A 13,506-nucleotide genomic window follows, 5' to 3' on the forward strand; every position below is an offset into this window, starting at 1 on the left:
AGTGCAGTGCCGGGGGGTTAAGGTGATGGTGGCATTGATTTGGCCATCAAGCTCCGCCTCATTAATAGAGCCGTCATCGTTAACATCTTCAGTGAGCTCAACCAGTGGGGCACCGGGGCATCAGTGCCGTAATCGAGCATGACACTGTCATCGCCTGTGGCGGTGTTGCCTGCTGGGTCGGTGACGGTGGCAGTGATAACCACAGTGGTGCCCGTTGCGGGCGCATCGATAGCTAAGCTTAAGCCACTGTCGATCATCGCTTGGGTGACAAGGCCAGTGAAAATCACATTATTGCCTTGGTCGGTGACGACTAAGGTGTCGCCGACGGCCGTGCCCGCACCGAGCGTGACAGTGATGTCAATCTGACCGTCGAGCTCGGCATCGTTGATGGTGCCATCTAGGTTAGTGTCTTCGGTAATGTCGACAGTCGGTGCTGCTGGAGCGCCCGTGCCCACACCGTAATCAAGGGTTGCAGCATCATTGCCCGTGGCGGTGTTGCCAGCAGGGTCAGTGACGGTGGCAGTCACGACAATGTTTGTGCCGGTGGCTGGTGCATCCATGAGCACAGCTTGACCGCTGTCTATCATGGTCTGGGTGACGGTGCCAGTGAAGAGCACGTTACTGTTTTGGTCGGTGACGATTAAGGTGTCGCCGACAGCAGTGCCAGCGCCGAGGGTGACGGTGATGTTGATTTGGCCATCGAGCTCAGCGCTGTTGATGTAACCATCATCATTAGTGTCTTCATCGATTTCAACGGTTGGGCCGGCAGGTGCGCCGGTGCCGACGCCGTAATCCAGCGTGGCACTGTCAGTGCCTGCGGCGCTGTTGCCAGCGGGATCGGTGACGGTGGCAGTGATGACGAGGTTGGTGCCTGTGGCTGGCGGATCGATGGCCAGTTGAAGGTTGCTGTCGATCATATCTTGGGTCACGGGGCCGCTGAAGATAACATTATTGTCTTGGTCGGTGACGACGATGGTGTCGCCGAGCTCAGTGCCTTCGCCGAGTTTAACGATGATATTGATTTGACCGTCAAGCTCCGCATCGTTGATGAAGCCATCGCCGTTGGCATCTTCCGTGATGTCAACGGTCGGTGCTAATGGCACACTGCTGCCGTAATCCAAGGTTGCACTGTCGTTGTCGGTGGCAGTGTTGCCAGCTGGGTCGGTGACGGTGGCGGTAATGACGAGGTTGGTGCCGGTTGCTGGCGCGTCCATGACTAAGCTGAGGTCGTCATCAAGCATGGCTTGGGTGACAGGGCCAGTGAAAATAACATTATTGCCTTGGTCGGTGACGACTAAGGTGTCACCGACAGCGGTGCCTTCACCGAGTTTAATCGTGATGTTGATTTGGCCGTCTAGTTCGGCGTCATTAATGAAACCATCATCATTGGTGTCTTCATCGATGGTGACGGTGGGTGACGCGGGGGCGCCGCTGCCAATGCCATAATCGAGTGTTGCAGCATCAGAGCCCGTGGCGGTGTTGCCCGCCGGGTCGGTGACGGTGGCGGTGATCACCAGATTAGTGCCAGTGGCGGGGGCATCGATGGCCAAGGTTAAGCCACTGTCGAGCATGGCTTGGGTCACTGGGCCGCTGAACAAGGTATTGCCTGCTTGGTCAGTGACGATGAGCGTGTCGCCGACGGCGGTGCCTGCGCCTAAGCTGACGGTGATGTCGATTTGGCCGGATAGCTCAGTGTCGTTGATGAAGCCATCGTTGTTGGTGTCTTCAGTGATGATGACGGTTGGAGCAGCGGGTGCGCCGGTGCCAGTGCCGTAATCCAAGGTGGCATTGTCTTCGCCCGTGGCGGTGTTGCCTGCTGGGTCAGTGACGGTGGCGGTAACCACGACATTGGTGCCGGTAGCGGGGGCATCAAAGCTGACATTAATGCCGTTATCGAGCATGTCTTGGGTGACGGTTTCGTTATGCAGTTCATTTCCGTCTTGGTCGATGATGAGGATGGTATCACCGAGTGCAGTGCCTGGCATTAAGGTGATGGTGGCATTGATTTGGCCATCAAGCTCAGCATCATTAATGAAGCCGTCATCGTTGAGGTCTTCGGTTATTTCAACCTGAGGCGCAGCCGGTGCGCCCGAGCCCGTGCCGTAATCGAGTGTCGCAGCATCTGCGCCCGTGGCGGTGTTACCGGCGACGTCAGTGACGTTGGCGGTGACCACTAAGTTGGTCCCCGTGGTCGGTGCATCGATGGCCAGAGCGAGGTCATTGTCAATCATCTCTTGGGTGACGGGGCCACTGAAGATGACGTTATTGTCTTGGTCGGTGACGATTAAGGTATCGCCTACGGCAGTACCTGCGCCGAGTGTGACGGTGATGTTGATTTGGCCATCAAGCTCTGCACTGTTGATGAAGCCATCATCGTTGGCATCTTCAGTGATGTCTACCGTTGGGCTAGCGGGTGCGCCCGTGCCTGTGCCGTAATCCAAGGTTGCGCTGTCATTGCCTGCTGCACTGTCACCATTGGCGTTAGTGATGGTAGCTGTAATGGTGATGTCCGTGCCCGTGGCCGGTGGATTTATATTGAGCAGAAGATCGTTATCGAGCATCGCCTGAGTGACGACATCATTAAATATCTCAACCCCATTTTGGTCTGTGACGACTAAGGTGTCGCCAACCGCTGTACTGGCATCAAGCGTGATGGTGATGTTGACTTGACCATCGAGCTCATCACTGTTGATGTAGCCGTCGTCATTAATGTCTTCAGTAATGTCCACACCCGGTGCGATAGGGGCTGGCGCCTCGACGTAATCGAGGGTTGCTGCATCACTGCCGGTGGCGGTGTTGCCCGCGACATCGGTGACCGTGGCGGTGATAACGATATCGGTACCACTTGGTGGGGTATTCATCACCACCGCAAGGTCATTGTCGAGCATGGCTTGGGTGACCACGCCGCTGAACAGCTCGACATTGTTTTGGTCGGTGACGACCAAGGTGTCGCCGACTACTGTGCCTGCGCCAAGCGTGACGGTGATGTCAATTTGACCATCAAGCTCAGTGTCATTGATGGTGCCGTCATCGTTAATGTCTTCCACGATTTCAACGGTCGGGGTGGCGGGAGCGCCGGTGCCCGTGCCGTAATCCAATGTGGCACTGTCGCTACCAGTACTGGTGTTGCCCGCTGGGTCGGTGACCGTGGCGGTAATAACCAAATTGGTGCCAGTTACCGGTGGGTCAATAGTGACATTGATTCCATCGTCTATCATTTCCTGAGTGACAGGGCCACTGAAGATGACGATATTATCTTGGTCGGTGATGGTGACGGTGTCACCCACTGCCGTGCCTGCGCCTAAAGTGACGGTGGCATCGATTTGGCCGTTAAGCTCGGCATCGTTGATGTAACCATCGTCATTGGCGTCTTCGGTTATTTCAACCAGAGGCGCCGCTGGCGCGCCGGTGCCTGTGCCGTAATCAAGCGTGGCATTATCAGATGCGCTGGCGCTGTTACCCGCGGCGTCAGTGACGGTGGCGGTCACCACTAAATTCGTTCCGGTTGCCGGTGCGTCAAACGCAATCGCAAGACCATCGTCTATCATGGTTTGCGTGACAGTGCCGCTAAACAGCTCAACCCCATTTTGGTCAGTGACGACTAAGGTGTCGCCCACGGCGGTGCCTGCAGTTAACGTGACCGTGATGTCGATTTGACCATCAAGCTCAGCATCATTAATAAAGCCGTCGTCATTACTGTCTTCATCAATCTTAATCATCGGCGCAGCAGGCGCGCCTGTGCCGTAATCGAGTGTCGCTGCATCGGTGCCGGTCGCGCTGTTGCCAGCAGGGTCAGTGACCGTGGCGGTCACCACTAAATTAGTGCCGGTAGCCGGTGCATCTATCGCGATATCAAGGCCGTTATCAAGCATCGCTTGGGTGACCACACCACTAAAGAGTTCGTTGTTGTCTTGGTCAGTGACGATTAAGGTGTCACCGACTGCCGTGCCGGCGCTGAGGGTAACGGTGATGTTGATTTGTCCATCAAGCTCAGCATCGTTGATGTAACCATCGCCGTTGCTGTCTTCAGTGATGTCCACCACTGGCGCGGCGGGTGCGCCAGTGCCTGAGCCATAGTCGAGCAGGGCGTTATCTGAGCCTGCGGCTTCATTGCCCAAGGTGTCGGTGACGGTGGCAGTGATAACCAGATTGGTGCCCGTGGCTGGCGGATCCATCATGAGTGCCAGATCGTCATCGATCATGGCTTGAGTGACGACGCCGTTAAACAGTTCGTTACCAGCTTGGTCAGTGACGATTAGGGTGTCGCCGACGACGGTGTTGGCCCCAAGCGCGACGGTGATGTTGATTTGACCGGACAGCTCCGTGTCGTTGATGAAGCCATCATCGTTGGTGTCTTCCACAATCTCCACGGTTGGCGCAGCAGGAACGGTGACACTGTCATCGTAATCTAGTATTGCACTGTCTGAGCCTGTGGCGGTGTTACCGGCAGGGTCTGTGACGGTGGCGGTGATAACGAGGTTGGTGCCATTAGCTGGCGCATCAATCACAAGTGCAATGTCATTATCAATCATGGCTTGTGTGACAGGGCCAGTGTAGAGCACGTTGTTGTCTTGGTCGGTAATGGTGACAGTGTCACCGATTTCAGTGCCTGAACCTAAAGTGACAGCGATGTTGATTTGGCCATCAAGCTCTGCATCGGTGATGGTGCCATCATCGTTGGTGTCTTCAGTAATATCCACCACTGGCGCCGTGGGAGCCCCCGTGCCGTAATCCAAGGTGGCATTATCAGAAGCGGTGGCGGTGTTGCCAGCAGGGTCGGTGACCGTGGCGGTGACGATGACATTGGTGCCCGTTGCAGGGGCATCAAAACTGACGTTGATGCCGTTATCGAGCATGTCTTGGGTGACGGTTTCGTTAACGAGCTCGTTACCGTCTTGGTCGGTGATGAGGATGGTATCGCCGAGTGCAGTGCCGGGGGTTAAGGTGATGGTGGCATTGATTTGGCCATCAAGCTCCGCCTCATTAATAAAGCCGTCATCGTTAACATCTTCAGTGAGCTCAACCAGTGGGGCACCGGGGGCATCAGTGCCGTAATCGAGCATGACACTGTCATCGCCTGTGGCGGTGTTGCCTGCTGGGTCGGTGACGGTGGCAGTGATAACCACAGTGGTGCCCGTTGCGGGTGCATCGATAGCTAAGCTTAAGCCACTGTCGATCATCGCTTGGGTGACAAGGCCAGTGAAAATCACATTATTGCCTTGGTCGGTGACGACTAAGGTGTCGCCGACGGCCGTGCCCGCACCGAGCGTGACAGTGATGTCAATCTGACCGTCGAGCTCGGCATCGTTGATGGTGCCATCTAGGTTAGTGTCTTCGGTAATGTCGACAGTCGGTGCTGCTGGAGCGCCCGTGCCCACACCGTAATCAAGGGTTGCAGCATCATTGCCCGTGGCGGTGTTGCCAGCAGGGTCAGTGACGGTGGCAGTCACGACAATGTTTGTGCCGGTGGCTGGTGCATCCATGAGCACAGCTTGACCGCTGTCTATCATGGTCTGGGTGACGGTGCCAGTGAAGAGCACGTTACTGTTTTGGTCGGTGACGATTAAGGTGTCGCCGACAGCAGTGCCAGCGCCGAGGGTGACGGTGATGTTGATTTGGCCATCGAGCTCAGCGCTGTTGATGTAACCATCATCATTAGTGTCTTCATCGATTTCAACGGTTGGGCCGGCAGGTGCGCCGGTGCCGACGCCGTAATCCAGCGTGGCACTGTCAGTGCCTGCGGCGCTGTTGCCAGCGGGATCGGTGACGGTGGCAGTGATGACGAGGTTGGTGCCTGTGGCTGGCGGATCGATGGCCAGTTGAAGGTTGCTGTCGATCATATCTTGGGTCACGGGGCCGCTGAAGATAACATTATTGTCTTGGTCGGTGACGACGATGGTGTCGCCGAGCTCAGTGCCTTCGCCGAGTTTAACGATGATATTGATTTGACCGTCAAGCTCCGCATCGTTGATGAAGCCATCGCCGTTGGCATCTTCCGTGATGTCAACGGTCGGTGCTAATGGCACACTGCTGCCGTAATCCAAGGTTGCACTGTCGTTGTCGGTGGCAGTGTTGCCAGCTGGGTCGGTGACGGTGGCGGTAATGACGAGGTTGGTGCCGGTTGCTGGCGCGTCCATGACTAAGCTGAGGTCGTCATCAAGCATGGCTTGGGTGACAGGGCCAGTGAAAATAACGTTATTGCCTTGGTCGGTGACGACTAAGGTGTCACCGACAGCGGTGCCTTCACCGAGTTTAATCGTGATGTTGATTTGGCCGTCTAGTTCGGCGTCATTAATGAAACCATCATCATTGGTGTCTTCATCGATGGTGACAGTGGGTGACGCGGGGGCGCCGCTGCCAATGCCATAATCGAGTGTTGCAGCATCAGAGCCCGTGACAGTATTGCCGGCAGGGTCTGTGACGGTGGCGGTGATCACCAGATTAGTGCCAGTGGCGGGGGCATCGATGGCCAAGGTTAAGCCACTGTCGAGCATGGCTTGGGTCACTGGGCCGCTGAACAAGGTATTGCCTGCTTGGTCAGTGACGATGAGCGTGTCGCCGACGGCGGTGCCTGCGCCTAAGCTGACGGTGATGTCGATTTGGCCGGATAGCTCAGTGTCGTTGATGAAGCCATCGTTGTTGGTGTCTTCAGTGATGATGACGGTTGGAGCAGCGGGTGCGCCGGTGCCAGTGCCGTAATCCAAGGTGGCATTGTCTTCGCCCGTGGCGGTGTTGCCTGCTGGGTCAGTGACGGTTGCGGTAACAGAGACGGTGGTGCCGGTGGCCGGTGCATCGAAACTGACATTAATGCCGTTATCGAGCATGGCCTGGGTGACAGGGCCGCTGAACAATTCGTTACCATCTTGGTCGGTGATAGTGACAGTGTCACCTATCGCGGTGCCAGCGCTGAGCGTGACGGTGGCATTGATTTGACCGTCGAGCTCCGCTTCATTGATGAAGCCGTCGTTGTTAGTGTCTTCGGTGATTTCAACACTTGGCGCGGCGGGTGCGCCGGTGCCACTGCCGTAATCAAGTGTTGCACTGTCGTTGCCCGTGGCGGTGTTGCCAGCAGGGTCAGTGACGTTAGCGGTGACGACTAAGTTGGTGCCAGAGACTGGTGCATCAATGGCCAAAGCGAGGTCATTGTCGAGCATGTCCTGGGTAACTGGGCCGCTGAAGATAACGTTATTGTCTTGGTCGGTGACGACTAAGGTGTCGCCCAACTCAGTACCTGCGCCGAGTGTGACGGTGATGTTGATTTGACCATCAAGCTCTGCACTGTTGATGAAGCCATCATCGTTGGCATCTTCAGTGATGTCTACCGTTGGGCTAGCGGGTGCGCCCGTGCCGTAATCAAGGAGTGCGTTGTCGCTACCTGTTACAATGGCTCCCATGAAATTAGTTAAGGTGGCGGTGACGGTAACATTTGTACCTGTAGCAGGTGCGTCCATGGTAACGGCGAGGCCATTATCAAGCATATCTTGGGTGACAGTGCCGTTAAACAGCTCGTTACCAGCCTGATCGGTGACGACTAAGGTTTCGCCGACAGTTGTGACTGGATCCAGCGTGATGGTGATGTTGATTTGACCGTCAAGCTCAACACTGTTGATGTAACCGTCGTCGTTAACATCTTCGTTGATCTCTACTATCGGTGCGACAGGAGGAGTTATTTCCCAATTATGATCCATTGTTGCGGCATCACTGCCTGTGGCGGTGTTACCAGCCAGATCGGTAACCGTGGCAGTGACGGCTATTTCGGTGCCGGTAACAGGTATATTCATCACCACGGCAAGGCCATTATCGAGCATCGCTTGGGTGACTACACCACTGAACAGCTCGATACCATCTTGATCGGTGACGACAAGTGTGTCGCCGACTACTGTGCCCGCGCCAAGGGTGACAGTGATGTCGATTTGGTCAATAAGTTCAAAGTCTGTGATAAAGCCGTCGTTATCAGCATCTTCATCAATGACTACAGTTGGAGCCGCGGGACCACCGCTGCCAGTGCCGTAATCGAGCTGAGCATTGTCACTACCAGAGGCGGTGTTACCCGCTGGATCGGTGATAGTCGCGGTGACAATTAGGTTGGTGCCCGTCGCTGGAGGGTCGATAGTGACCGCTAGACCATTGTCTATCATGTCTTGGGTGACGGGACTGCTGAAGATAACGTTGCCGTCTTGGTCAGTGATGGTGACGGTGTCGCCCACGACCGTGCCTGCGCCTAAGGTGATGGTGGCATCGATTTGGCCGTTAAGCTCCGCATCGTTAATGAAGCCATCATTGTTGCTGTCTTCTGTGATTTGTACGGTTGGCGCCGCCGGTGCGCCAGTGCCATAATCCAGCGTCGCTGCATCACTGCCTGTGGCGGTGTTGCCGGCCACATCAGTGACGGTGGCGGTGACCACCAAATCAGTACCCGTGGCTGGTGCGTCCATGGTGACAGAGACGCCGTTGGTGAGCATGGCTTGGGTGACCACGCCGCTGAGCAACTCATTACCCGCTTGATCGGTGACGACTAAGGTGTCGCCGACTTCAGTGCCAGCACCTAAAGTGACGGTGATATTGATTTGACCATCGAGCTCTGTGTCGTTGATATAGCCATCGTCGTTACTGTCTTCATCAATCTTAATCATCGGCGCAGCAGGCGCGCCTGTGCCAGTGCCGTAATCCAGTGTCGCTGCATCTGTGCCCGTGGCACTGTTGCCTGCAGGATCAGTGATCGTGGCTGTGATAATAAGGTTAGTACCCGTAGATGGGGCATCAATGCCTAGTTGCAGACCGTTGTCTAGCATAGCTTGGGTCACTGGTCCGTTGAACAGTTCGTTGCCGTCTTGGTCGGTAATTGTGACGGTATCGCCCACGACAGTGCCTGTGCCTAAGGTGACGGTGATGTTGATTTGACCATCAAGCTCGGCATCGTTGATATAGCCATCACCGTTACTGTCTTCAGTTATATTAACCACCGGCGCGGCTGGGGCGCCTGTGCCTGAGCCATAGTCGAGTAGGGCATTATCTGAGCCCGAGGCCTCATTGCCCAAGGTATCGGTGATGGTGGCGGTGATGACTAAATTAGTACCAGTCGCTGGAGGATCTAGAGTTAGTGCCAAGTCGTCGTCAAGCATCGCTTGAGTGACTATGCCGTTAAACAGCTCGTTGCCTGCATTGTCGGTGACAACCAAGGTGTCGCCGACTAGCGTGTTAGCCCCTAGTTCGACGGTAATATTGATCTGACCGCTGAGTTCTGCGTCGTTGATAAAGCCGTCGCTGTTGGTGTCTTCAACGAGCGTGACAGTCGGTGCAGCTGGTACGGTGACACTGTCATCGTAATCCATGGTAGCGCTATCGTTGCCAGTGGCAGAGTTGCCAGCTTGGTCGGTGATAGTGGCCGTAATGACTAGGTTAGTGCCATCGGCTGGTGCATCGATGACCACGTCGATACCATTATCGAGCATTTCCTGGGTGACGGGGCCTATGTAGAGCACATTATCATCTTGGTCGGTGATGGTGACAGTGTCACCGACTTCAGTGCCTGAACCTAAAGTGACAGCGATGTTGATTTGACCATCAAGCTCTGCATCGGTGATGGTACCATCGCCGTTGGTGTCCTCAACAATATCCACTGTCGGCGCAGTAGGTGCATCAGTACCATAATCGAGTGTAGCAGCATCACTGCTTATTGCTGTGTTACCTGCTGGATCGGTTACAGTGGCCGTGACAATTATATCAGTGCCCGTTGTTGGAGCATCCATCACAACGGCTTGGCCGTTATCAAGCATCTCTTGTGTCACTGTACCGGTGAAGAGCACATTATTATCTTGATCTGTGACGACTAAGGTGTCGCCGATTTCAGTGCCAGTACCTAATTCAACAGTGATGTTGATTTGACCATCGAGTTCTGCACTATTGATAAAGCCGTCGTTATTGATGTCTTCATCAATACTCAAACTTGGGCTTGCAGGAGCTGAACTGCTGCCATAGTCAAGAGTTGCACTGCCATTGCCAGTGGCTGTATTACCTGCAGGATCAGTGATGTCGGCGGTGATAACTAGATTAGTTCCTGTTGCCGGAGGATCAATCGCTAATGTTAGGCCGTTATCGATAATCTCTTGAGTCACTGGGCCACTGAATAGGGTGTTGCCAGCTTGGTCGGTGATGACTAAAGTGTCGCCTACTTCAGTACCTGTACCTAATTCCACGGTGATATTTATTTGACCATCAAGCTCTGCACCGTTGATGGTACCATCTTGATTAGCATCTTCGTCGATAGTGACAGTAGGGCTAGATGGTGCATCAGTACCAACACCGTAATCGAGGGTCGCAGCGCCATTGCCACTCGCAGTGTTGCCAGCAGGATCTGTGACGGTTGCAGTAACCACAATGTCAGTGCCAGTGACGGGGGCATCCATGAGCACTGCTTGGCCACTATCAAGCATCTCTTGGGTGACGGTGCCAGTGAAGAGCACGTTATCATCTTGGTCTGTGACGATGAGCGTGTCGCCCACCACAGTACCAGCGCCAAGTGTAACGGTGATATTGATTTGCCCATTCAGTTCAGTGTCGTTGATATACCCATCTTCGTTAGTATCTTCATCGATCGTGACACTTGGACCAGCTGGTGCACCAGTGCCTACGCCGTAATCAAGTGTCGAGCTATCACTGCCAGAAACGGTGTTGCCGGATGGATCTGAAGTGGTGGCAGTGACAACCAAATTTGTACCTGTGGCAGGTGGGTCGATGGCTAGTTGCATGCCATTATCAATCATATCTTGGGTCACAGGGCCACTGAATAAAACAGTGCCATCTTGGTCGGTGACGGTGAAAGTATCACCCAACTCAGTACCAACACCTAGAGTGATGGAGACATTTATTTGTCCATCTAATTCAGTGTCGTTGAGAAAACCATCGTTATTACTATCTTCGGTAATGACGACTAATGGTGTGCCAATAGTGATATCTATTTCACCGGTATCGCTTGTAGTACCAGTATTTCCAGCGGGATCTGTAACGGTAGCAACAACGGTGATAGAGCCTTCAGCGATAGGGTCGGTGACATTAAGAGTGTAGGTGCCATCAGGATCGACTGTAGTGGTCACCGTTTGCTCTGTGCCTGTGCTGTCAGTGATGACAACAGTGATGGTGTTACCTGGTTCTGCATCAGTAGTACCAGTGATTGTAGGCGTGGTGTCATTGGTGGTGTCTGGTACATCGACAGTAATTGTAGGGGCTGTGGTATCTATATCACTGGTATCGGTTGCGGTACCTGTGTTGCCCGCTGGATCGGTGACCGAGACTACAACCGTGATAGGGCCTTCAGCAACTGGATCGGTGACATCAACTGTGTAAGTACCATCTGGATTTACTGTTGTGGTAACTGTTTGATCAGTACCAGTGCTATCAGTGATGACAACAGTGATGGTGCTACCAGGCTCGGCATCTGTGGTACCAGTGATTGTAGGTGTGGTGTCATTGGTGGTGTCTGGTACATCGACAGTAATTGTAGGGGCTGTGGTATCTATGTCACCAGTGTCAGTTGCCGTGCCTGTATTACCCGCGGGATCGGTGACCGAGACTACAACCGTGATAGGACCTTCTGCGACAGGATCGGTGACGTCAACAGTGTAAGTACCATCTGGATTAACTGTAGTGGTAACCGTTTGTTCTGTGCCTGTGCTGTCAGTGATGACAACAGTGATGGTGCTACCGGGCTCAGCATCAGTAGTACCAGTGATTGTAGGCGTGGTGTCATTGGTGGTGTCTGGTACATCGACAGTAATTGTTGGCGTTGTAGTATCTATATCACCAGTGTCAGTTGCCGTGCCTGTATTACCAGCGGGATCGGTGACCGAGACTACAACCGTGATAGGACCTTCTGCGACAGGATCGGTAACATCAACTGTGTAAGTACCATCTGGGTTAACCGTTGTGGTAACCGTTTGCTCTGTGCCTGTGCTGTCGGTGATGACAACAGTGATGGTGCTACCAGGCTCAGCATCTGTGGTGCCAGTGATTGTAGGCGTGGTGTCATTGGTGGTGTCAGGTACATCAACAGTAATAGTTGGGGCTGTGGTATCTATATCACTGGTATCGGTTGCGGTACCTGTGTTGCCCGCAGGATCAGTGACCGAGACTACAACCGTGATAGGGCCTTCTGCGATAGGATCGGTAACATCAACAGTGTAAGTACCATCTGGGTTTACTGTTGTGGTAATTGTTTGATCAGTACCAGTGCTATCAGTGATGACAATAGTAATGGTACTACCGGGCTCAGCATCAGTAGTACCAGTGATTGTAGGCGTGGTGTCATTGGTGGTGTCAGGTACATCAACAGTAATAGTTGGGGCTGTGGTATCTATCGTCGCTGAATCTGTTCCTTCGGGAGAGACATTTCCCGCCGAGTCTGTCACTGTCGCTACAACGGTTATTGTCTCGCCTTCGGCTGGTGCCGGTAGGTTTACATTAATTGAACCCGTTGAAATATCGTCAGCCGTTAATACTATCTCAACACCGTTGACGATTAAAACGTCACCTACCATGGCTCCAGTACCTTCAAGACTGATGGTGACACTGATTTCTGTATTGCCATTTAACTCATCGTTACTGATTAATCCATCATTATTGGTGTCAAGATTAATCGTGACCTGAGGAGCGCCATCGGCAACTGGAGTTACCTCTATGGTTAGTGTTGCGGTCGCTCCGGTGTTGGTGGTGTAAGTGATAACAGGGACTGTGCCGTTCCAGTTTTCATTAGGTGTAAAAGTATAGCTACCATCTTGATTGATAACTAAGGTTCCGCCTTCAAGTTCAACGGTCGTACCTGCAGTATAAGTGGTCCCATCGACTTCGAAACTCACTACGGCCAGTACATCATCTACATCAGAGTCATTATCCAGTACATTGCCAACTGCGGTCCCATCTTCATTAATATTTACAAGGTCATTGAGTAAGTTGGATTGGTTTTCTGCTGTAGTTTCATTAAGGATGTTGGTAACAGCAAACTCACTTTGAGGAATTGAATTAGTATTGAAGCCCGTTGATGCTACGGTTTCATTAGCCGTTCTGGCTAAAGATACAAAATCAGAACCTCCTTCATTCCCTGAACTCCCTCCCGCAGCCGTCTCTGGTAGATCTATAGTGGGATCTTCACCGCTAGCAATGGCATCCTGAATGGCTTTAACTTCCTGTGCATCGGCACTATTTGGGTCTGTAACAACAGCCTCTTCTTCTGCTTCTTCTTTGGAGATTTGGTTAGTCGATGCTAGATGTTCAAAGTGAGTGCCATCAGAATATAAAATATTAATTCTAGCACTATCTTCAATAGCTAAAGTCGAACCAACTGGCAGAAGTTGGCCTTGAGAGACACCTTTCGTACTGTTCTCAAGTTCTAGCTTAATATCTCCTTCGGCAAGAAGAATGGTTCCAGGCTGAGTTGTTACTATAGTTTTCATTCAATACTCCGTAAAAATAGCCTGACATTATCTGCCAATGTGAAATTATCTAGCGCCAAAT

1 protein-coding gene is annotated in these 13,506 nt (G+C 53.2%); it reads right to left on the reverse strand.

Going from position 1 to position 13,506, the window contains the following annotated elements:
* Positions 1-17: 17 nt before the first annotated feature.
* A complete protein-coding gene (locus HWQ47_RS02940) occupies positions 18-13,445 on the reverse strand; it encodes a beta strand repeat-containing protein (protein WP_269969706.1) in 13,428 nt (4,475 codons plus the stop codon).
* Between the last annotated feature and the right edge of the window lie 61 nt (positions 13,446-13,506).

Source organism: Shewanella sp. MTB7, from assembly GCF_027571385.1.
Lineage (GTDB): Bacteria > Pseudomonadota > Gammaproteobacteria > Enterobacterales > Shewanellaceae > Shewanella.

Bases quoted from the DNA above. Each gene is read 5' to 3' on its own strand.
- HWQ47_RS02940 (WP_269969706.1), bottom strand. From the start codon at position 13,445: ATGAAAACTATAGTAACAACTCAGCCTGGAACCATTCTTCTTGCCGAA.